This window comes from Holophagales bacterium, assembly GCA_016719485.1.
In the GTDB taxonomy this organism is placed as follows: Bacteria; Acidobacteriota; Thermoanaerobaculia; order UBA5066; family UBA5066; genus UBA5066.
On sequence record JADJZB010000031.1, the window covers coordinates 191,339 to 212,278 of the forward strand.

Annotated in this window: 21 protein-coding genes and 2 pseudogenes; 13 read left to right on the forward strand and 10 right to left on the reverse strand. The window is 71.6% G+C overall.

The genetic code is table 11. From position 1 onward, the window contains the following. The first annotated feature begins 102 nt into the window (after nt 1-102). Genes IPN03_23825 through dmeF form a run of 3 tightly spaced genes read left to right on the forward strand, consistent with a single transcriptional unit; the run spans nt 103 to nt 3,886 of the window. Nucleotides 103-2,007: an esterase-like activity of phytase family protein gene (locus IPN03_23825; protein ID MBK9376662.1), complete on the forward strand. Its 1,905-nt coding sequence runs from the start codon at nt 103-105 to the stop codon at nt 2,005-2,007. Then, on the forward strand, nt 1,923-2,948 hold the full coding sequence (locus IPN03_23830; GenBank protein MBK9376663.1) for an endonuclease/exonuclease/phosphatase family protein: 1,026 nt from the start codon (nt 1,923-1,925) through the stop codon (nt 2,946-2,948). Before IPN03_23825 ends, IPN03_23830 begins: the two co-directional genes overlap by 85 nt. A 14-nt stretch (nt 2,949-2,962) precedes the next feature. Then, on the forward strand, nt 2,963-3,886 hold the full coding sequence (gene dmeF / locus IPN03_23835; GenBank protein MBK9376664.1) for a CDF family Co(II)/Ni(II) efflux transporter DmeF: 924 nt from the start codon (nt 2,963-2,965) through the stop codon (nt 3,884-3,886). 37 nt (nt 3,887-3,923) lie between these two features. Here the strand turns inward: dmeF and IPN03_23840 are convergent, their stop codons facing one another. From IPN03_23840 to IPN03_23850, 3 genes are read right to left on the reverse strand one after another with little or no spacing between them, the layout of a single operon-like run. Beyond that, nucleotides 3,924-4,586: an ABC transporter ATP-binding protein gene (locus tag IPN03_23840; GenBank protein MBK9376665.1), complete on the reverse strand. Its 663-nt coding sequence runs from the start codon at nt 4,584-4,586 to the stop codon at nt 3,924-3,926. After that, nucleotides 4,583-5,230 carry a hypothetical protein gene (locus tag IPN03_23845; protein MBK9376666.1) on the reverse strand — a complete coding sequence of 216 codons (648 nt, stop codon included), beginning with the start codon at nt 5,228-5,230 and terminating at the stop codon, nt 4,583-4,585. Before IPN03_23845 ends, IPN03_23840 begins: the two co-directional genes overlap by 4 nt. Before the next feature lie 7 nt (nt 5,231-5,237). Then, complete coding sequence (locus IPN03_23850) at nt 5,238-5,849, reverse strand: class I SAM-dependent methyltransferase (protein ID MBK9376667.1); 612 nt, start codon at nt 5,847-5,849, stop codon at nt 5,238-5,240. Nucleotides 5,850-5,881: 32 nt separating this feature from the next. Between IPN03_23850 and IPN03_23855 the strand changes: the two genes are divergently transcribed. Further along, entirely contained in the window at nt 5,882-6,142 is a 261-nt protein-coding gene (locus IPN03_23855) for a hypothetical protein (protein ID MBK9376668.1), read from the forward strand. 244 nt (nt 6,143-6,386) lie between these two features. Here IPN03_23855 and IPN03_23860 read toward each other — a convergent pair. Beyond that, nucleotides 6,387-7,394, reverse strand: a pseudogene (locus IPN03_23860) (TonB-dependent receptor). A 173-nt stretch (nt 7,395-7,567) separates the two neighbouring features. Here IPN03_23860 and IPN03_23865 point away from each other — a divergent pair. Further along, nucleotides 7,568-7,849, forward strand: a complete 282-nt coding sequence (locus IPN03_23865; protein MBK9376669.1) for a hypothetical protein — start codon at nt 7,568-7,570, stop codon at nt 7,847-7,849. Between the two features lie 492 nt (nt 7,850-8,341). Here IPN03_23865 and nikR read toward each other — a convergent pair whose 3' ends face one another. Then, nucleotides 8,342-8,764 (reverse strand): nickel-responsive transcriptional regulator NikR, encoded by a 423-nt coding sequence (gene nikR / locus IPN03_23870; GenBank protein MBK9376670.1) that lies wholly within the window; start codon nt 8,762-8,764, stop codon nt 8,342-8,344. A 187-nt stretch (nt 8,765-8,951) separates the two neighbouring features. Between nikR and IPN03_23875 the strand changes: the two genes are divergently transcribed. The 5 genes from IPN03_23875 (at nt 8,952) to IPN03_23895 (ending at nt 13,777) form a co-directional block, all read left to right on the forward strand. Beyond that, on the forward strand, nt 8,952-9,668 hold the full coding sequence (locus IPN03_23875) for a metal-dependent transcriptional regulator (protein MBK9376671.1): 717 nt from the start codon (nt 8,952-8,954) through the stop codon (nt 9,666-9,668). Nucleotides 9,669-9,698: 30 nt separating this feature from the next. Then, nucleotides 9,699-11,840, forward strand: a complete 2,142-nt coding sequence (feoB, locus tag IPN03_23880) for a ferrous iron transport protein B (GenBank protein MBK9376672.1) — start codon at nt 9,699-9,701, stop codon at nt 11,838-11,840. A gap of 14 nt (nt 11,841-11,854) precedes the next feature. Continuing rightward, entirely contained in the window at nt 11,855-12,094 is a 240-nt protein-coding gene (locus IPN03_23885) for a FeoB-associated Cys-rich membrane protein (protein MBK9376673.1), read from the forward strand. Nucleotides 12,095-12,098: 4 nt separating this feature from the next. Further along, the gene (locus tag IPN03_23890; protein ID MBK9376674.1) at nt 12,099-13,121 is read left to right on the forward strand and encodes a hypothetical protein; all 1,023 of its coding nucleotides are present in this window, start codon (nt 12,099-12,101) and stop codon (nt 13,119-13,121) included. Nucleotides 13,122-13,450: 329 nt separating this feature from the next. After that, nucleotides 13,451-13,777, forward strand: a complete 327-nt coding sequence (locus tag IPN03_23895) for a hypothetical protein (GenBank protein MBK9376675.1) — start codon at nt 13,451-13,453, stop codon at nt 13,775-13,777. Nucleotides 13,778-13,829: 52 nt separating this feature from the next. Here the strand turns inward: IPN03_23895 and IPN03_23900 are convergent, their stop codons facing one another. Further along, a complete protein-coding gene (locus IPN03_23900; protein ID MBK9376676.1) occupies nt 13,830-14,213 on the reverse strand; it encodes a 3-aminobutyryl-CoA ammonia lyase in 384 nt (127 codons plus the stop codon). A gap of 133 nt (nt 14,214-14,346) precedes the next feature. Next, nucleotides 14,347-15,174: a hypothetical protein gene (locus IPN03_23905; protein ID MBK9376677.1), complete on the reverse strand. Its 828-nt coding sequence runs from the start codon at nt 15,172-15,174 to the stop codon at nt 14,347-14,349. Nucleotides 15,175-15,943: 769 nt separating this feature from the next. Here IPN03_23905 and IPN03_23910 point away from each other — a divergent pair. Both IPN03_23910 and IPN03_23915 read left to right on the forward strand, forming a co-directional pair. Next, nucleotides 15,944-17,050: a histidine kinase gene (locus IPN03_23910; protein ID MBK9376678.1), complete on the forward strand. Its 1,107-nt coding sequence runs from the start codon at nt 15,944-15,946 to the stop codon at nt 17,048-17,050. After that, nucleotides 17,047-17,792: pseudogene (locus tag IPN03_23915) on the forward strand (response regulator transcription factor). Before IPN03_23910 ends, IPN03_23915 begins: the two are co-directional and overlap by 4 nt. A 10-nt stretch (nt 17,793-17,802) precedes the next feature. Here the strand turns inward: IPN03_23915 and IPN03_23920 are convergent. Next, nucleotides 17,803-18,288, reverse strand: coding sequence for a hypothetical protein (locus tag IPN03_23920; GenBank protein MBK9376679.1), 486 nt, complete (start codon nt 18,286-18,288; stop codon nt 17,803-17,805). After that, on the reverse strand, nt 18,285-18,953 hold the full coding sequence (hypB, locus tag IPN03_23925; GenBank protein ID MBK9376680.1) for a hydrogenase nickel incorporation protein HypB: 669 nt from the start codon (nt 18,951-18,953) through the stop codon (nt 18,285-18,287). The genes IPN03_23920 and hypB overlap by 4 nt, the downstream gene beginning before the upstream one ends. A gap of 342 nt (nt 18,954-19,295) precedes the next feature. Here hypB and IPN03_23930 point away from each other — a divergent pair, with 342 nt between their 5' ends. Then, on the forward strand, nt 19,296-19,613 hold the full coding sequence (locus tag IPN03_23930; GenBank protein ID MBK9376681.1) for a hypothetical protein: 318 nt from the start codon (nt 19,296-19,298) through the stop codon (nt 19,611-19,613). Nucleotides 19,614-19,666: 53 nt separating this feature from the next. On the opposite strand, the gene IPN03_23935 is transcribed toward IPN03_23930, so the two are convergent. After that, on the reverse strand, nt 19,667-20,908 hold the full coding sequence (locus IPN03_23935; protein ID MBK9376682.1) for a pyridoxal-phosphate dependent enzyme: 1,242 nt from the start codon (nt 20,906-20,908) through the stop codon (nt 19,667-19,669). Nucleotides 20,909-20,940: the final 32 nt, after the last annotated feature.

Consider the following 20,940-nt stretch of genomic DNA (forward strand, 5'->3'; position numbering starts at 1 on the left):
CATCCCTCGCGCACGCGAGACGAAGAAGAGGACGCCAGGCCGCCGCCATGGGAGTCCCTGTATTGCGGCACCGGCGCGATGCTCCTATCCTCGCTCCTTCCGATGAACAGCAGCGCTCTCCCGCGCATCCCGGCCCGCCTCCTGCACTTCGCCGTCCTCACGGCACTTCTCGCCACTCCCGCGGCAGGCTCCGATCCGCAGGAGTCTCCCGTTACCGGCCTTTCCTTCGTGGGCCGAACCGTCCTGCCGCGAGGCCTCGAGTTCGAGGGGACGCGTGTCGGCGGCCTGTCGGGTCTCGCCTGGGACGAAGAGTCGAACCGCTTCTGGGCGATCTCGGACGACCGGGGACAGCACGGACCCGTCCGTGCCTACCGGTTTCGCATCGACCTCGCCGCGCCTGGCACCGCGACGCCTCCCGCAGTGATGGTGGACGGGATGCTCGCGCTCACCGACGCGAAGGGCGGGCCCTTCCCGCCGGCGTCGATCGACACGGAGGGGATCGCGCTCGCGAAGGGCGCGTTCTTCGTCTCGACGGAAGCGATCGTCCACCGTGGTGTCGCTGCGGTGATCGGCGAGCACGGGCCGGACGGCCGCCTCCGCCGCGAGCTCTCCCTTCCGCCCCGATACGGCCTCTCCCCGGGCCGCGGCATCCGCGAGAACCTCGGCTTCGAGGGGCTCGCCACGAGCCGCAACGGCCGGTTCCTCTTCGCCGGCATCGAGAACGCCCTCGCCCAGGATGGTCCGGTCGCCGGCGCCGGCGTCCCGAGCCCGGCGCGCATCCTGCGGTTCGACCTCGAGAAGAAGGGGCCCCCCGCGGAGTTCGCCTACCGGGTCGACGCCGTCTCGACCGCTCCTACGACCGGGAAGACGTTCAGCGTCAACGGCCTGTCGGACCTCCTCCCTCTCGACGAGAACCGGCTTCTCGTCCTCGAGCGCCAGTTCGTGGAGGGCGTCGGCAACGCGGCGCGCATCTTCGCGGTTTCGCTCGAAGGGGCCGAGGACGTCTCGAGCCGGGATTCCCTTTCCGGCACGGAGAGCCTGCGCTGGGTGAAGAAGACCCTTCTCCTCGACCTGGCCGACACCGGGATTCCGCTCGAGAACTTCGAGGGAATGGCCTTCGGCCCGCAGCTTCCGGACGGTCGCGGAACCCTCGTCCTCGTCAGCGACGATAACTTCAACCCCGTTCAGGAGGCGACGACCTTCCTCGTCTTCGCGGTCGAGAAGGGTCCCATGACCGTCGCCCGTATCCAGGGCGCAGGCCACCGCTCTCCTCTCGAAGGAAGCTGGGCCTTCGGCGTTCCGGGCTTCGTGACGGCGATCGACCGGGACGCCCGGTATCCCGGTTTCTGGCTCGAGTCGGCGCGGCCCGACGGCGACCCCGCGACGTCCGAGGGGCTCTTCGTTCTCTCTTCCGCCGCAGCCGCGCTCTCGCCGGGCCAGGCGGTCTCCGTCTCGGGGCGCGTCGAGGAGTTCTCCCTTCCGAAGGGTCTCTCGGTGACGCGGCTGAAGGCGTCCGAAGCGGTTCCCCTCGCGGGAGAGCCTCCCCTCCCTCCGCCGGTGAAGCTCTTCACCGAGCGCCGGGTGCCGTCCGGAATCGACGACGACGGCCTCGCCCTGTTCGAGCCCGCCTCCGACGCGATCGACTTCTGGGAGAGCCTCGAGGGGATGCGCGCGGAAATGCCCGCCGGTACGGTCGTCGGCCCGGCGTCGGGCCGCGGTGACCTCGTCCTGCGCCCGGACGGCGCCCCGGCCGTGCCGCGGACCGCCGCGGACGGCGTCCTCCTGGGCGAGGCAGGCCCGTCGCTCGACCGCGTGATCGCGGGACGCAGGATTGCGGGCGAGATGCCGCGTGCCGACGTCGGCGCGCGCGTGGGCGGCCCGATCGCGGGCATCGTCGACTACGCCTTCTCGAACTACCGGTTCTGGCCGCTCGCCCCTCTCGCCGTGGAATCCGAGGACGCGGCTGCGACGGGACGACGACGCTGGGCGGGGACGATCGCCACCTGACGCTCGCGTCCTTCAACGTCGAGAATCTCTCCGCCGCCGGCCCCGCCGAGCGCTTCACCCGGATCGGCGAAGCCATCGCCCGCCGGGTCGGCGGCCCCGACGTCGTGGCGCTGGAGGAAGTGCAGGACGACAGCGGCCCGGCCGGCAAGGGCGACGGCGTCGTCACGTCGCGAAAGACGCTCGATGCGCTGGTGGCCGGCATCGTAGCGGCGGGAGGCCCGCGTTACGAGGCGGTCTGGATCGACCCTGTCGAGGGGCGTGAAGGGGGACAGCCGGGAGGGAACATCCGCGTCGCCCTTCTCCTGAACCCGGCGCGCGTGACGCTCGTGAAACGGGGCGAGGCCGGCCCGCTCGACGCGACGGAGCCGGAAGGGCGCGGACGGAAGATGCACCTCACGCTCAGCCCCGGCCGCGTCGCGCCACGCTCGGCCGCCTTCACTCTCACCGAGGGCGAAGGAGTGCGGCGCTCCCTCGCCGTCGAGCTCCGCTTCCGCGGAAAGCCCCTGTTCGTCGTCGCGAATCACTGGTCCTCGAAGTCGGACGACGATCGCGCCTTCGGCGCGACGCAGCCCCCGCGGACACCGACGGCTCCCCGCCGGCTCGCACAGGCGCGGGAGATCCGCGCGTTCGTGGAGCGCCTCCTCGCGGCCGACCCGAAGGCCCGGGTCGTCGTTCTCGGCGACCTGAACGACTTCGAGCACTCGGAACCCGTCCGGCTCCTCGGCGCCGCGCCGCTCGAGAACCTCGTCGTGCGCGTCCCGCCCGCGAGCCGTTACACGTTCAACTTCGAGGGGGCCTCGCAGGTCCTCGACCACGTCGTCGTCTCCCCCGCCCTCGCGCCCGGCGCGGCCGTCGAGATCCTCCACGTCAACTCCGACTGCGCCGACGACAAGCGCGTGAGCGACCACGACCCGGTCGTCGTCCGGGTGCGGGTGAAGTAGCCCGCGGAGACATCGTGCACGACGCGTGCGACGAGGCGAGCCGCCACGATCACGTCTTCGGCCAGGATCGGTCCCGGCCGGGCGAGCGGAAGACCCGCATCGTCATCGCCCTGACGGCCGTGACGATGGTCGTGGAGATCGGGGCCGGGCTCGTGTTCGGCTCGATGGCGCTCCTGGCCGACGGCCTCCACATGGCCTCGCACGCCGCGGCCCTCGGCGTCTCCGCGTTCGCGTACGCGTGGGTCCGGCGCCATGCCGGGGACCCGCTCTACAGCTTCGGCGCCGGAAAGATGAACGCCCTGGCGGGCTTCTCCGGAGCCATTCTCCTGGCCGGCTTCGCCGTGCTGATGGCCTGGGAGAGCGTGGAGCGGCTCTTCCAGCCCGTTCCGGTCGCCTTCACCCAGGCGATCGCGGTCGCCGTCCTCGGCCTCGGCGTGAACGCCGTCAGCGCCGGGATCCTCGTGCGGGGGCAGGAAGCCGACCACGCGCACGGTCACGACCACCACCACGACCACAACCTGCGTTCGGCCTACCTCCACGTCCTCGCCGATGCCCTCACGTCGCTCCTGGCCATCGTGGCCCTCGCCGGGGGCGCGTTCTTCGGCTGGGCGTTCCTCGATCCGGCGATGGGCCTCGTGGGCGCCGTCATCGTCACGCGCTGGTCCGCGGGGCTCCTCGTGGAGAGCGGCCGCGTGCTCCTCGACCGGCAAGCTCCTTCGTCGGTGTGCGACCGGATCCGGCAGGCCGTCGAGTCCCGGCCCGGCGACCGGGTAGCGGACCTCCACGTCTGGCAGGTCGCTCCCGGCGGCTGGGCGGCCATCGTCACCGTCGTCAGCGCCGAGCCGCTGACGCCGGACGGGTATCGAAGCCTCCTGCCGGTCGACCTCGGCCTCACTCACGTCACGGTCGAGATCGTTCCCTGCCGTCACCCCGCCTGAGCGGGTACGGTCCACGCTTCGGGGGACCGACGCCGGATCAACCGCCTTCGGACACGGGCGCGAGTTCACCGGCCAGGAGTCGTATCGCGCGCCGGAACCCGGCGTGGCGCGCCGCCTCCGAACCCTCGTGAGTCGCGAGGAGCACCGTCGCCCGGGACGACGCGAGGAGTGCGAGGACCCGTTCGCGGGACGGCGCGTCGAGGGCCGAGAGCGGCTCGTCGAGGAGGAGGAGCCCGGGCTCCCGGGCGAGGAGCCCGGCGAGCGCAACGAGCTGGCGCTCCCCACGCGAGAGCGTCGCGATCTCCCGGTCCGTGAGGTGCGCGACTCCGACCTCCTCGAGGTGGAGGCGTGCGCGCCCCAGCGCTTCGTCCGGGGAAAGGCCGTCGTTCAGAGGACCGAGCGCGACGTCGTCGAGGACTCCAGGGAGGAAGAGCCCGTCGTCCGGGTTCTGCCAGAGGAACCCGACGGCGCGACGGATCGCCGCGGCGGAGCGGCGGGTGACCTCCTGCTCGCCCGCGAGTACGCGCCCCGGCCCCTTCCTCAGGCCGGCGATCCTGAGGAGGAGAGTCGTCTTGCCTGTGCCGACGGGCCCTTCGAGGAGCGCCTTCTCCCCGGCGTGAAGGACGGCGGAGACGGGCGCGGGCGAATCCGCCCGTGCACCCGGGTAGCGATGGCTCACGCCCTCGAGGACGAGCTTCACCGGATCCACGACAGGCGGCTCCCGACGGCGAGGGCGACGGCCAGAAGCGACGCCGCTCCCGTGGCGAGGTCCACGAGACCCCCGCGAAACGCCGGAGGCGGAGGGACCCGGCCCGCGAAGCCGCGCAGCTCGAGAGCCTCGGCCGTCCGGTCGGCCCTCTCGAACGCGCGCCGCAGCGTCCGCGCCAGGTGAAGGGACGTCGAACGGCCGAGCCCGCGCGCCCCGCGAAATCCGCCGCGAAGGAGGAGCGCGTCGAAGGCCACGCGCGCATCACGGCCCGCGGCTTCGAGGTGCGAAAGGGTGATCGCGACGAAGGCCACCGCGACGCGCCCCGCCCCCAGCGCCTGGAGGGCTGCGACGAGACGGTCCCATCTTGCTGCGGAGACCGAGACGACGACAGCCAGGGAGACCCCGAGCCCCTGGAGGACGGCCCTCGCGACCGGCCCCGGAGCGAAGGGAACGAGGACGAGGAAGAACGCGAAGGAACCAGCGAGGGGGAGGAGACGCTTCCAGGAGAGGCCCGTCAACGCAGCGAGGCCCCCGCTGAGAAGGATGACGCCTGCCGCCGGAACCGGCCCCGTGAGGGCGGACGCCGCGGCGGTGACACCGAAGAGCAGCGCGGTCCGGGCGTCGGGTCGTGTCACGCCCCCCTCAGCCCACGCGCCGCGCGAGGAGGGTGTACGAGATCTCGTCTTCTTCAGCGATCTCGACCTCGAGCCCGGCCGCGGCGGCCAGCGCGACGAGGTCGGCCACCGGGGGCAGGAGGTCGTTCTCGACGGCGGGCCCGGCCCGGCGGTGGACCCGGGCGAGCTGCTCGCGGCCGACGTCGTGCCAGAGGAGGAACGTGCCCCCCGGGCGAAGCCAGCGGGCGGCCTCGCGAAGGACGGCGGCGCCGTCGGGAAAGTGGGGGAACGCGTCGAAGCAGAGGACGATATCGGCCGACCCGGACGCGAGGCCCGTCTCCAGCACGTCGCGGCAGAGCCACGTGACGCGCGGGTCGCCGCAGCGCCGGGAGGCCTGCTCGATCATCCCTGGCGAGAAGTCGACGGCGACGACCGATCCTTCGCCCAGCTGCGGGAGGAGGACCTCCTCGAGACGTCCCGTCCCACAGCCGAGGTCGACGACGTCGCGGCCGGAAAGCTCGCCGAGGAGCGAGACCTCTCCGGGCCCCGGCGGCGACCGCCTCGTCCGGCTTGAGCGAGTCCCACCGGGGAGCGAGGGCGTCGAAGGCCCGGCGTTTCGGGCAGGTCGATGGCGCGAGATCCGGCATCAGGCAGCGTTCCCTTCGCAGGAGTGTGACCGCCGCCGGAACGGCGACGAGGGCGAGGATCATTCCGGGCCACGAGGAGACGAACGTCGCGATCGTGAGGACGCGCGGCGGCAGCTCCATGATCGTGGCGCTTCCGAAGACGAGGACCGCCTGGACGAGGCGCGCGGCGACGAGGCCCGCGGCGACGGCGACGATCGGGTGCCGGCGGCGGGACCCGGCGACGAGCGCGACGACCGCTCCGGCAGCCGCCAGCTCTCCCGTCATCCAGAGAGCCACGGGCGGGTAGAACGGGGGCATCCCGGTGAGGGCTGCCGAGATCAGGGGTGCCGCCGCACCGGCGATCGCCGCCCAGCGCGGCGGGAGGAAGAACGCCCCCGCCAGGATCGGCAGGTACATCGGGAGGAAGACCGAACCGAGCTTCACCGCGTGGAACACGGGCGGAAGCGCAATCGCGAGCGCCGTGACGAGCGCTGCGCGGCTGATCGCCTTCAGGTCGAGGGCCGGGGCGGTCGCGGCCTCGTCCCCCACCCTCAGAACCTCACGCTCGCGCCGAAGCTCGCGGAGGCTCCCGGCATCGGGTACCCGGGCCGGTAGGCGTAGTCGGAATCCGTCAGGTTCTCTCCCGCGACGAAGACTTCGAGACCCGGGACGAGACGCTCGAGCCTCGCCGAGACCTTTCCGTTCAGGAGGAAGTAGGCGTCCACGGTCGTAAGGGCCCCCGGAAAGCGGAGGTTGCCGGCGACCCGGTCGTCCACCCACTGCGCGTCGAGGGAGATCCGGAAGAGCGAGACGGTCGCCACGGCGCCACCCGAGAAGGTCCACTTCGGCGTGAAGGGAATCGCGTCGGGCGTCGTCTCGGTGTACGCCGCCCCCGCGTAGAGGCCGAGGGCCGGGATCGGCGCGACCGAGACCGAGACCTCGGCACCGCGCGCCTCGTAGGCGCCGGTGTTGCGCCAGCTCGGCGGAGGCGGCGGCGGCGGAACGAAGCGAAGGGCGTCCTTCACGTCGTCGTAGAAGAACGTCACGTCGAGCCTGACCTTCGAGCCGAGCCTCGGCGCGAAGCCCACTTCGTAGTGGTCCATCAGCTCGGGCTCGAGGCTCTTCCACTGGTCGCCCCGGCCGTAGCCCTGGTAGAAGACGGCCGCCCAGACGCCGGGAAGGTTGAAGGCCCGCGCGTAGCGCGCGTGCGCTTCGCCGAGCGGTGTCGACACGATGACGCCGGCCTGCGCGCCCCAGACTCCTCCGAAGTCCTTCGAGTCGTTGTAGCGGACCCCGGCGGACGGGGTCACCTTCACCGCGTCGCCGAAGGTGTAAGAGACGGCCGCGTAGGGAGCGACGTTGCCGAACTGGAAGTCGCCGAGCGGCACCTCGCCCGCCGGCCGCTCCTCCCGCGACGTCCCGCCGTAGCTGTCGACGTCGAGTCCGACCGTCAGCTCGCCGCGGCCCAGGACCGCGAAGGAGTCGCGGGCCTTCAGTCCCCAGTTCGTCCAGTCGGTGAGAGTCCTGAACGACTCTTCTCGCGCCGTCCCACTGGAGCCAGTCGATGGCGCCGTCGTCGACGTAGAGCTTCACGAAGCCCGTCTTCCCGCCGTGCGCCCGAGAGAGGGTCAGCACTCCCATCGCGTCGTCCGTCTCGAACTGCGGCGTCACGGGCGGTCGCGGCGCTCCGGCGATTCCCGGATCGCTCGCCCGGCCGGACGTGAAGTCTCCCGTGAGACCGAGCGCCCAGCCGCCGCCGAGGTCGTACCCGGCGCGGGCGAAGAAGGCCCGCGTTCGCCCGTCCGAGCCCTCGCGGTGCCCGTCGCTCTGCCTCTGGCTCGCGGAGACGAGGACGTCGAACGCCCCTGTCCGCCCGCTCGCTTCCGCCGTCAGGGCGGAGTTCGAGAAGCTCCCGTACGCGGCGCTCGCTCGCCCGCCGAACCCCTCATCGGCCCTCCTGCGGCTGATGACGTCGATCGAGGCGAAGGCCATGTTTCCGAAGAGAACGGGCTGAGACCCCTTGTAGACGTCGATCTCCTCGGCAAGGTCGACCGAGACGTTGTCGAGGAGCGGGTGCGAGAAGACCCCGTTGAACTTCGGGATGCCGTCGACCGAGAACGCGATCTCGGAGCCGGGCCGCCCGGTCCCTGGCCGCGGGCGAAGACCGCCCCCCCGTCTCCTCCCCCGTAGCTCCCGACGATGTTGTAACGCGAGACGACGAGCCCCGGCACGCGCCGGAGCGCCGCCGCCGGGTCGCCGGCGTTGAGGTCCTCGATCTGCTGCGCGCCCATCGTCGTCACCGCGCCCGCGATCGGGTCGTAACGGATCTCCTCGAGGACGGGATGCGCCGTGACCGTCACCTTCGCGGCGACGGGGGGCGCCGGCGACTCCGCCGCCTCTCCGGCCGCCGTGGAGGCCGGAACGTCGGGTGGGACGGTCTCCGCGGCCCGGACGGCGGCAGCAGGGAGAGTCAGAAGAAACGCACCGAGAAGAGCCGCCCTCCGGATCACCGTGTCACCTCGGTCAGCACGTCGAGCGAGCTGAGAACGAGGCCCCCGTGGAGGACGCCCTTCAGGCCGAGGACCTGTCCGGCGAGCCGCCGCAGGTCGCGGCGTCTCCCCCGCAGCGCCATCACCTCGAGGCAGAGGTCGTGGTCGAGGTGAACGTGAAGCGTCGAGAGAATGCTCGCGTGGTGCTCGTGCCCGATCTCGACGAGCCTGTCCGCCAGCTCCCGCGTGTCGTGGTCGTAGACGAGGGTGAGGGTCGCCGCCGACTCGGCCTTCGGGTCCTCCTCCTCTTCGACGAGCCGCTTGCGGATGAGGTCCCGCACCGCCTCCGAGCGGTTCGCGACGCCGCTCTCGGCGAGAATCCGGTCGAACTTCCGGAGGAGGTCCGGTTCGATCGCGAGGCTGATCCGTTCGAGCTCCATGCCGCCTCCGTTATTACGTCCGCAGAAATCTTACTACGCCCCGGCCCGCCTCCGCGACCGGCTGGCTCCCGGTGCGACGCCGCTCCCGAGAGGTGAACGGCGCGAGAAGAACCGGCGTTGACGCCGCCCCGCCGTTTGTTAGACTGCTCTAACGATGATGCTCGTTCCAAACGCTCCTCCGGTCCCCATGAGCGAGCCCCTCGAGGACTACCTCGAGACCATCTACCTCCTCGTCCAGGAGCACGGCTTCGCCCGGGTGAAGGACATCGCGAAAGCCCGCGACGTCAAGGCCGCGACCGTCTCGATCGCGCTGCGAAAGCTCGCCGAGGCCGAGCTCGTGAACTACGTCCGACGCGAGTACATCGGCCTGACGGAGAAGGGCGAGGAGGCCGCGCGCCGCGTACTGACCCGGCACCGCCTCCTGACGCGTTTCTTCGAGGAGGTCCTCGGCATGTCGGCACACGCCGCGAGCGAGCAGGCGTGCGCCATGGAGCACGTCCTCACCGACGAGGCGATGGACCGGATGGTCCGCTTCTTCGAGTTCCTCGGGACCTGCCCTTCGGTCGTGAAGGCCTTCGGGCAGTGCCCGGCAGGGGCCCGTCCCGGCGACGAGCACCCCTGCGGCACCTCCTCCCCCGACTGCGCCCGTTGCAGCCTCAACCTCCAGGAGAGCTCCATGAGCATCGCCAGCATGAAGCCCGGGCAGAGCGCGATCGTCACCCAGATCACGGCGACGGGCGCCCTGCGCCAGCGGCTCCTCGACATGGGGATCCTCCCCGAGACTCCGATCGACGTCGAGCGTTCTGGCCCCGGCGGCCACCCGCTCTGGATCCGCTGCCAGGGCGCACGGCTCGCCCTCCGGCGCGCCGAGGCGTCGAGCATCCTCGTCCGTCGGCCCGCCTGATCGCGTCCCCTTTTTTCGCCGGAGTATTAGATGACTCTAACGTCGATAGCGCCCGCAACGACAACCGACTCCGCGGCGAAACCCCGGCGCCTCCGAGTCGCCCTCGCGGGGAACCCCAACTGCGGGAAGACCTCCCTCTTCAACGCCCTCACCGGCGCCCGGCAGCACGTCGCGAACTACCCCGGCGTGACCGTCGAGAAGCGGACCGGGGCGTTCGAGATCGACGGAGAGATGGCAGACGTCGTCGACCTCCCCGGGACGTACAGCCTGAGCGCCTTTTCTCCCGAGGAGCGCGTCGCCGAGGACGAGCTCGCGAGCGGCCCCGACGTCGTCGTCGTCGTCGCCGACTCGATGCAGCTCCAGAGGAACCTCGTCCTCCTCGCGCAGGTCCTCCTCGCCGGAGCGAACCCGGTCCTCTGCCTGAACATGGCCGACGAAGCGCGCGCGGCGGGCCAGAAGCTCGACGTCCCGATGATGGAGAAGCTCCTCGGGATCCCAGTCGTCGAGACGGTGGCGAGCCGCGGCCAGGGTCTCCCGGAGCTCCTCGACGCCCTCCGCCGCGCGGCCGAGGCCCCTCTCACCGGGCACCGCGTCGTACTCGGCGAACAGCTGGACGGCGCGCTCGGTGCCATCGCGGCCCGGCTTCCGCTGGGACCGCGTTCCGGGCTCAGCCGCGAGTGGACAGCCCTGCGACTCCTCCTCGACGACGACGCCGTCGCCAGCCGGCTCGCGGCAGTTCCTACGGGCGAGACCGCCGTCGCCGAGGCCCGCCGCCAGCGGACTCGCCTCGAATCCGAGACCGGCAGGGCGATCTCGGTCTTCGTGGCGGAGAGGACGTTCGGCTTCGTCGACGGCCTGCTGCGGGAAACCCGGACGCCGCCGCCGCGGATCGACACTCGCGTCCTCTCCGACCGGCTCGACGACGTGATCGCCCACCGGTACCTCGGCCTGCCGATCTTCGGCGCCGTCCTCTACGGGATCTTCTGGCTCACCTTCACCGTCGGCGAGGCTCCGATGGGATGGATCGAGGCGGGCGTCGGGTCGCTCGGGGAGCTCGTGACGGGCTTCTGGCCAGCGGGCTCGGAGTCGCTTCTGAGGTCGCTCCTCGTCGACGGAATCATCGCCGGGGTCGGAGGCGTCCTCGTCTTCCTCCCGAACATCCTCCTTCTCTTCCTCGGCCTCGCCCTCCTCGAGGACTCCGGGTACATGGCCCGCGCCGCCTTCCTGACCGACCGGGCGATGCACCGCTTCGGCCTTCACGGCAAGAGCTTCCTCCCGATGATGACCGGCTTCGGCTGCTCGGTCCCCGGGATCCTCGCGACACGGACCCTCGAGAACGAGCGCGACCGGCTGACGACGATGCTCGTCCTGCCGCTCATGTCGTGCGGGGCGCGCCTGCCGATCTGGATGCTCCTCGTCCCCGCGTTCTTCCCGCCCGCCTGGCGGGCGCCCGCGCTCTGGCTCATCTACGCGGCGGGCGTCGCCCTCGCGCTCGGCCTCGCGCTCCTCCTCCGCCGGACGCTCCTGAAGGGCGAGGACGCGCCGTTCGTCATGGAGCTGCCCCCGTATCGCATGCCCACGTTCCGGAGCGTCGTCCTCAAGATGCTCGACCGCGCCCGCCTCTACCTGAGCAAGGCGGGAACGGTGATCCTCGGGATCTCGATCCTCCTCTGGGCCGCGACGTCGTTCCCGAAACCGTCGTCGTACCTCATCGACGGGCGCGTCGCCGCCGGCGAGGCCGTCGCAGCGACCGACGTCGCCGCCGCGCGCGCTGCCGAAGAGCTCGAGTTCTCCGTCGCGGGCCGGGCCGGACGGTTCCTGGAGCCGGCGTTCGCTCCTCTCGGCTTCGACTGGAAGATGGTGACGGCCATGATCGGCGCCTTCGCGGCGAAGGAGGTCTTCGTCGCGCAGATGGGGATCGTCTACTCCATCGCCGACCCGGAGGAGGGCGCGGAAGGGCTCCGCGCCCGCCTCGCCCGCGACTACTCACCTCTCGTCGGCGTCAGCCTGATTCTCTTCCTCCTCATCTCCGCCCCCTGCATGGCGACGATCGCCGTGACGAAGCGCGAGTCGGGCCGCTGGCGCTGGGCGCTCCTGCAGCTCTTCGGCCTGACGGCCATCGCCTGGCTCGTCTCGTTCCTCGTCTACCAGGGCGGCCGGCTCGTCGCCTGAAGGAGAACCGCCCCTTGGACACGCTCATCACGATCGCCATCGTTGCCGCCGCCGCCGCCTGGGCGGGCCTGCGGGCCTGGCGCCGCGCAACCGCGAAGGCGGCCTCCTGCGCGGGAAGCTGTGCCGGCTGCGCCGGGAGCCGCGACCTTCGTCCGGCGGCCTCTTCCTGTCCGGAGGGCTCGGACGCGGCCATCCCGCGGGCCGGAGCCGCCACCGGGATCCCTCTCCCTTCCCGCTCCGAGAGGAGAGGCTGAAGCGATGCCGCTCTCTCTTGGCATCCCTGCGCGACTCGGGAGCCTCGTTCTCCGCATCGCCATGGCGGCCACTGCCGTCGCGTTCCCGTCCCGCCCGTCCGTCGCGGAGGAGACGCCCGACCCTGTGGCCGCTCACCCGTCCGAGCTCGAAAGCCTCAAGGCCACACTCGAGGAGATCCGCGAGGGGCTCGGCCTTTCCGGCTTCTTCGACGTCCGCGCCGCCGACACGCGGACCGACCCGAACGTCTTCTCGATGGGTGACTTCGAGCTCGACCTCGCCCGCGAGATCGGCAGGAAAGTCCAGATCGCCGCGGCCCTCGTCGTGAACGACGAGGGGGCCGAGCTCGCGGTCGGCTTCGTCGACGTCCACGTACTCGGGGCTCCGGTCGCGCCGCGCGGCCGCCTCCCCGTCGAGAAGGGCTTCCGTTTCCAGATCGGCCGGTTCGACGTCCCGTTCGGGGGCGACTGGCAGTACTTCGCCGCGAAAGACCGGCCCGAGCTCTCCGCCCCGCTCACGACCGAGATCGTGATGGACGGCGGCTACAACGACGTCGGCCTCCGCCTCCTCGGTGGGACCGGGAGCCTCTCCTGGTCGGCGTACTGGCTGCGCGGCGGAGGAAAAGGCACGCTCGTTGGCGGACGTCTCGGCCTCATGCCGTTCGACAACCCCTACCGGCTCCGCGGGCGGGTGCGGGCGGTCGAGCTCGGCGTCTCCGCACTCCACGACTTCGACGGCGGCGGCGGGACCGAATCGACCTCCTTCGCCGTCGACTCCGAGCTCCGCGGCCCGCGCGGCCGGCTCCGAGCGGAATACCTGCGGCGGGACCTGCGCCCCGTCGAGGGACGTGAGGAGCGCCTGGTCCGCTCGGGCTTCCACGTGACGGCGACGTTCGACGCCGGCGCGCCGGCTGGCGTCCCGCTGACGCCGTACGCGCGCTACGACACGGCCAGGAGGAACCCTCGGGGCGCAGGAACTCCCTGGGCGAGGAGGCGTGGGGCCGCACGGAGCGTCTTTCGGCAGGCCTGAACGGCCTCTTCTTCGACATCGTGTCCCTGAAGCTCGAATACCAGCGGACCCTCTCCGCGCCGCCCGCCGTCGAGGCGGAGGAGGAGTTCCACCGGGACTCGTTCCTCGCCCAGGTCGTCGTCTCTTTCTAGGGGCCGATGCGCAAGACCAGCCTATGGGTCGGGGCCGCGGGGCCCCGGAAAGCCCAGGAGAACCTCCATGCCGAAGGTAAGAACCGCTGCGCTGCTTCTCTCCCTCTGCGTACGCGCCGCTCCTGGCGCCGCCCTCGCATCCGAGGGGAACCGCGCCGCCGGCGGTCACCCCTCCTGGACCGCCGAGAGCTGCCTCTCTTGCCACCGCGCGGAGGAGGCGTCCGCGATCTCCTGCGCGTCCGCCGGCCCTGCCGGACGCTCTGCGCCTCCTGCCACGAGTTCCGCGACGGGCACCACCCGGTCGGCGTGTCGATCCCGCGCGCGGTGCCGGAACCCCTCCTCCTGACGAAGGCCGGGACGAACACCTGCGTCACGTGCCACGACACCACGCGGCCGCGCGCAGACCGTGCGCCGTGGGCCTCGACGAGCCTGTTCGAGCGCATCGCGCGCAGGCCCTCGGAGCATCGGACCTACTACCTCGCAATGCGGAACGAGAAGGGTCAGCTCTGCCGGAACTGCCACTGATCGCCGCGACCGGTCCTCGCATTCCCGATGCGGCGGCCGGTCCTCCCGGTGTTCAGCTCTTCCGCTGCCTGTCCTTCGGCGTCACGCAGGTCCCCGTCGCGCGGCAGACCACGACCGGCGGGTCGAGAACCTCGGCGGCGGAGTCGTTGATCTCCGGCGCCGAGCGGACGACCTTGCGCGCCTCGAACGCCATCTTCCGGCTCGTGTTTCCGACGGCCGTGATCACGCCCTCGGCCTCGATGTAGTCGCCGGCGTAGACGGGCGCGAGGAAGTCGACCGAGTCGTAGGCGCGGAAGAGCCCCTCGTCGCCGTCGAGGCGGATCAGCAGCTCGGTCGCCACGTCGCCGAAGAGGCCGAGCATCCGCGCCCCGTCGACGAGATTCCCGCCGTAGTGCGCGTCGTGGCTCGACATGCGCAGACGGATGACGACCTTCAGACCTTCGCCGGGCTTCTTCTCTTCGCTCAACTTTCAGCTCCTCGGAAGCGGCCGCTCCCGGCCGAGGATAGGAACAACCCGGCACGGCGGCAACCTGCCGCCCCCCGCCGCGACGCCCGAACCGGGCTCCGCCTCACCCGAGCTTCCTCAACCCCGGCCAGACCTTCGCGAGCGGCCGCTTCATGCCGCGGCAGACCCAGACGTCGAAGTGCTGGTGCGGCATCGACCAGCGGTGCTCGACGTGTCCCGCCCACTCGACGCTCTCGAAGTGGCTCTCGAGAGTGGCCTTGTCGTCGTCGAGAACGATGAGGACCTCGCCGGTGAAGCCGCGGGGCCCCCAGTCGTGGTACGCGAGGTGGCCGCTCAGAGCCGGCGGAAGGCCCAGCGCCGGGCCGTAGAGGTCGATCGCTCCTGCCTGGCCGTAGTTCTGGCCGAAGACGCCCGCGCGAGCCCGGTCCACGGGCGGGAGCGCGTCGTAGACGCGCGCCACCTCGCGCGCCATCTCCTCCCAGCCGAAGCGGTCCGCATGGAGCTGAGGAAGCGGACCGAGCCGATGGGTCTCGATGCGCGGCTGCTCCAGGCCCGTCACTGCGGCGTAGCGCATGAAGACCTCGGGCGGCAGGCAGGGCAGAAACAGCGGTGCGAGCACCATCCCGGTCACGAGGAGGAGCGCGGTGTACGCCGCGACGGTCCTGAGCCGCCAGACCGTCGAAGCGAATCGCTCCGCCGCCACGCCGCCCGCGGCGAGGAGGACCGGGTACGCCGGAGCCGGGTAATAGGCCCGGCCGTTCAGGAGGAGCATCAGGCCGATCAGGACGAGGAAAGCCACGCCGAGGAAGCGCGCCCTCCGGACGGACGGGTGGAGGAGGAGGAAGATGAGCCCGCCCCCCCAGAGGAGGACGGCGAGCGGATGGAGCATCTGGACCTGCTGGCCGAGGAACGAGATGGGAGAGAGCGCCACGTCGCGCCCGTCGGCCCGGACCTGCTGCCAGGTGCGCGAGGTGAGGGAAGCCGTGAGCGACGTTCCAGGCGAGGTTGGGAAGGAAGACGAGGAAGGCCGTCCCCGCCGCGATCCAGGCCTCGCGGCGCCCCAGGAGCCGCCGCTCGGTCGTCGCGATGAGGCCCGCGAGGAGCGCGAGTCCCTGGAAGGCGAAGGCGTGCTTGTTCAGGAGCGCCAGCCCCGCGACGAGGCCGAGCGCCAGGGCGGCGCGCGGCCCGCCTCCTTTCACGAGCCTCAGGAGAAGCCACGCCGCGCCCGTCCAGAAGAGCGGGTCGAGCGCGTTCATCGTGTGGAGGCTGCTCATCAGCAGGTAGATCGGCGCCACGAGGACGGCGAGCCCGGCGAGAAAGGACGCCAGCCGCCCCCCACCGAGCTCCCTGGCGAAAAGGCCGGTCATCACCACGAGCGCCGCACCGGCGAGCGCCGGCACCAGCCGGACGGCGAGGAGCGACTCGCCGAGGAGGGCCCGGACGCCCGCCGTGAGGGCCGGGAAGAGGGGCGGCATGTCGACGAAACCGAAGGCAAGGTGCTTCGACAGGGCGAGGTAGTAGAGCTCGTCGACGAAGAAGCCGTAGCCGAAAGCGCCGGTCGTCAGGAGGTGCGCGAGGAGCTTCACGACTGCGACGAGCGCGAGGCCGCCGCCGATGCCACGCCCCGCCCATCCCGCCGGCGGCCCGCCCGTCCCGCCAGCCTCGTCTCGAGGCCCCTTCGGCCCCATCATTGCCGGGTCATGGCCGAGAAGCCTTCCGCGCCTAACCCCACAGAGGCCTTCCCCGCCAGGACCGGTCTCCTCTTCCTCGCCGTGACCGTCGCCGGGCTCCTGAGCGCGGGAATCGTCGTCACGGCGGATCTCGCCGAGGGCCACCGCGCCGACGTCGCGAAGGCGGTGGTGACCGAGCTGACGGGCGCCTGGACGATCCTCCTCGCCCTCCTCCCGGCGATCCCCTTCATGAGGCGCCGGCCCGTCGAGGGCGCCCGGTGGCCGGCGCGGCTCCTCCTGCACGCGGGGCTCTCCCTCGCCGTCGGGGCCGCGCATACGCTCCTTATGTGGGGGGTCCGGAGCGCGGTCTTCCCCCTTCTCGGCTGGGGCCCGTACGACTACGGGGACATGCGCTTCCGCTTCCCCATGGAGTACCTGAAGCAGGCCGCCGTCTACGTCCTCGTCTACGGGCTCGTCCGCTTCGTCGCCTGGCTCAGGCGGAGCCGCGAGTCGGAGCTGCGCGCCTCGGAGCTCTCGCGCCAGCTGACCGAGGCTCGGCTTGCCGCATTGAAGCGGCAGCTCGCGCCCCACTTCCTCTTCAACGCGCTCAACACCGTTTCGGCGTTCGTCCGCGAGGACCCCGCGCGGGCGGAAGCGATGATCGGCCACCTGAGCGCCTTCCTCCGAGAGACCCTCCGCCACGCCGACGCCGTCGAGGTCCCCCTCGGCAGGGAGCTGGAGTTCCTCTCGTCGTGGCTCGCGATCATGAAGGCCCGCTTCGAGGACCGCCTCGACGTGGCGGTCGACGTCCCGCCCGAGGCGCTCGGCGTCCTCGTCCCGCACCTCGTCCTCCAGCCGCTCGTCGAGAATGCCGTACGGCACGGCGCGGGCCTCGGGCCGATGCGCGTCCGCGTGAGGGCCGAGAGGTGCGGCGAGCGCCTCCGGCTCGTCGTCTCCGACTCGGGGCCGGGCCTCGACGGCTCGCCCGCCGACGCCCTGGCGCGCGGGACCGGCCTCTCGAACACCGTGCAGCGCCTGCGCGCCCTTCACGCCGACGACCAGCGGCTCGACCTCTCGGCCGGCCCCGACGGCGGCCTTGTCGTCACGGTCGAGGTGCCGTGGAGGGAGGCGGCGTGACGATCCGCGTCCTCCTGGCCGACGACGAGCCCCCCGCGCGGCGCAAGCTCGCGGCCCACCTGGGCGAGGAGCCCGGAGTCGAGATCGCGGGCGAGGCGGCGAACGGCCTCGAAGCGGTCGAGAAGATCGGGAGCCTCTCTCCCGACCTGGTCTTCCTCGACATTCAGATGCCCGGCCTCACCGGAATCGACGTTGTCGAGACGGTCGGCCCCGCCGCGATGCCGCCAGTCGTCTTCGTCACCGCGTACGACGAGTACGCCGTCCGCGCGTTCGACCTCGAGGCCGTCGACTACCTCCTGAAGCCCTACGACGCCGAGAGATTCCGGACGGCGATGGAACGCGCCCGCCGGCGCCTCGCCGGACCAGGCCCGGCGGCGTCGCTCGAGCGGCTCGTCGCTGCGCTCCGCCCCCGCCACCTCGACCGCTTCGTCGTCCGCGACGGCGAGAAGGTCCTCCTCGTGCCGGCGCGTTCCGTCCTTCGCCTCGAGGCGGAGGGGAACTACGTCCGCGTTCACACGGGCGAGGGGAGTCACCTCGTGCGCGAGACCCTCGCCCGCCTCGAGGAGCGCCTGGATCCCCGGCGTTTCGCACGGGTCCACCGGTCCGAGATCCTCGCCATCGAGGCGGTCCGCGAGCTCCTCCCTGGTCGCACGGCGACTACGTCGCCGTCCTGCGCAACGGCATCCAGGTGCGCGTCAGCCGCCGCTACCAGTCGAGACTGCTCGGCGACGCGCCGGACTGAGGACCCGGCCTCAGCCCCGGAGCGCCAGTCGCGCGGCGCCCAGGTGCCTCTCGATCGACTCCTGCCTCCGCGGGGCGTCCGAGGCGCTTCCGTTACCAGACAAGGCGCCCGAGAAGTCCGACAGGAGCGCACGCATCTCGGAGAGCGCTCCCCTTGCCTCCTCCATCGCCCTCTGCTCGGCCGTCGAGCCCCCCCCGCCGCACTTCCCATCGGCCGCGGAGATCGCGGACGAGGCGCCCTCCGCCTCCGAAGAGAACGCGGCCGGATCGATCGGGGCTCGCGCAAAGACCGTCGCCGCCTCCTGCACGCGCCGGCTCGCCTGTTCCACGGCCGTCAGGCACGCTTCGCCGGCAAAGCCCGGGGCGGTGCCGCTGGACGCGACCGGCGCGGCCGGCGCCGTCGACGAGCCAGGGTCCTTCGAGATCTTCCCGCTCTTCCAGAGCCAGATGGCCACGCCCGCGATCGCGATGAGCCAGAGGATCTGGTTGCGGTTCACGACGCCCTCTTGCTCGCCAGCGCGCCCTCGAGCAGGGCGCACCAGTCGTCCATGCCGTCTCCCTTGCGCGCCGAGACCTCGAGCAGCCGCGCGCCGGGGTTCAGTGTCGCGACCTGCCGCTTCACGGCCGCGACGTCGAAATCGACGTACGGAAGGAGATCGACCTTCGTCAGGACCGTCACCTTCGCTCTCGAGAAGATTGCCGGGTACTTGAACGGCTTGTCGTCCCCCTCCGCCGTCGAGAGGAGGACGATCTTGAAGTCCTCCCCGAGGTCGTAGGAGGTCGGACAGATGAGGTTCCCGACGTTCTCGATGAACAGAATGTCGAGACCGCGGAGCTTCTCCCCTTCCTCCCCGAGCGCCGCGTCGACCTGCCGTGCGTCGAGATGGCAGGCGCCACCTGTCAGGATCTGCCGCGCCGGGATTCCGGCCTTCCGCAGTCGGTCGGCGTCCCGCTCGGTCGCGATGTCGCCGTCGAGGCCGCCCATCTTCAGCTTCCCGGAGAGCCGCGCCACCGTCGCCTCGAGGAGAGTCGTCTTCCCGGATCCGGGCGAGGAGATGAGGTTCACGACGAGCGTCCGCTGGTCGCGGAACGACTCGCGGAGCGCCGCCGCAGCCGCCTGGTTGGCCGCGAGGACCTTCTGCTTGACGTCGACTTCGGGCATCGAGAACCTCCCGCCGCGCCGCGAGGACGGGCGGCGAGAGGATATCGCGGCAGGCAGGGTGGGACCCCTGATCCCGTACTGTGCGCCCGGGGGCACGTCACTGCCGGCGGCAATGCGGCACACGCGGTGATAGCTTTCCCCGGCGTGAGAAGACCCGGAAGGTTCTTCGAGGCCCTTTCGCCGTCCCTTTTCCTGCTGACGGCCGCCGGCTGCGCCCGCGCGGGCGGCGCCGCGGGCCCTCCTACGAACCCTGCGGAGAGTGGCGCCCGAGCGGAAAGGAAAGGCCGACCAGCCATGCTCGTCGTACGAAATCAGAAAGCCGTTGAAGTCGCTCCCGGGACGGTGATCGACCTCGTCGTCACGCGACCGGTCGCGGTTCCGCGCGAGCACCAGTTCGAGTGGCCTGCCTCTCCGGCGATCCACGGCGACGCCGTTCGTTTTCTCCGGCTGCAGATCGAGAAGCCGCCCCCCGATGTCGACGGCGGGGTGACGACCCATCACTACGAGCTCGAAGCGTCGAAGCCCGGAACGGCTCGAGTCACGTTGACGCCCACGTCGGCGAGCCCGGAGTCCGCGCACCCGCCCGTGAGCCTCGATGTCACGGTCGGCGCCGCACGCGCGAACGCATCCCCAACCCCTTCCACACCCTCACGGACCTGACCGGCCACCTCGTCTCGCGCTCGAGACGAGGTACGAGGCCCTGACCGGCCTCGTCACCCGGCGAGGAGAGCCTCCACCGCCTCGAGCGTCGGGGCCACCGGCACCGGCACGGTCACTCGGCGCGCCGCCGAGGGAACGTCCTCAGTCCCGTCCCCGTGACGAGGAGGACGACGCGCTCGACCGGGAAACGAGCCCTCGGCGACCGCGATCTCGAGCCCGGCGAGTGCGATCGCCGCCGCGGGCTCGGCGAAGACAGCCGTCGCGATCGCGAGGCGCGGGATCGCGTCGAGGATGGCCTCCTCGGAGACGAGGATGCCGCTGCCGCCCGAGGCGCGGATGTCCTTCAGCGCCATCACCGCGTTGCGGGGGGCCGACACCGTGAGGCTGTCGGCGACGCTCCCCGCGTCCGGCTCGGGCGTGATCTCCGCCGCGCCCGAGCGGAGGGCACGCGCGATGGCTCCCGACCGCTCCGGCTGGACGGCGACGAGGCGGGGCACGCGCGGCAGGAGACCGCAGCGGACGAGATCGGCGAAACCCTTCGCGATCCCCGCGATGATCACGCCGTCCCCCGTCGGGACGACGACGGCGTCCGGCGCCTCGGGCGCGAGGTCCCGCGCGATCTCGAGCGCGGCCGTCTTCTTCCCCTCGACCGTGAAGGGGTTGAGAGCGGTATTCCGGTTGTACCAGCCGAAGCGCGCACAGGCCGCGAGCGAAAGCTCGAAAGCCTGGTCGTACGTCCCAGCGACCGGGACGAGCGTCGCCCCGTAGCTCGCCATCTGGACCAGCTTGGCCGGAGGAGCCGAGGCCGGGACGAAGACGACCGTCTTGATCCCCGCGGCCGCGCCAGCTGCCGAGAGCGCCGTCGCGGCGTTTCCGGTCGAGGCCGCGGCGACCGTCTCGTACCCGTACTCGATCGCCTTGGCGACGACCAGGTGCGAGGCACGGTCTTTCGTGGAGCCCGAGGGGTTCCGGGTGTCGTCCTTCAGCCAAAGGCGCGGCATGCCGAGCGCCTCTCGCAGGCGCGGCACCGGAAGGAGCGGCGTTCCTCCGGCGGCGAAGGAGAAGAACGAGGAGGGCCCCCGTACCGGGAGAAAGGGCGAGAGGCCAACCGGCGAAGCGAGCGGGGCGTCCGGCCAGCGGCGCGGGAGCTCCCTCTCCGCCAGCTCGACCCTGAGGACGCCCCGAGTGAACCCTCCCGGCGCCTGGAGACGGGCGCAGGAGGTACAGACGTAGAGGGCGCGATCCTCGGGGTACCGGGTGCCGCATTCGTTGCAGAGGAATGTGAAGTCGGTCACGGCCGGGCATCGTAGCGCGATCCGAACGGAAA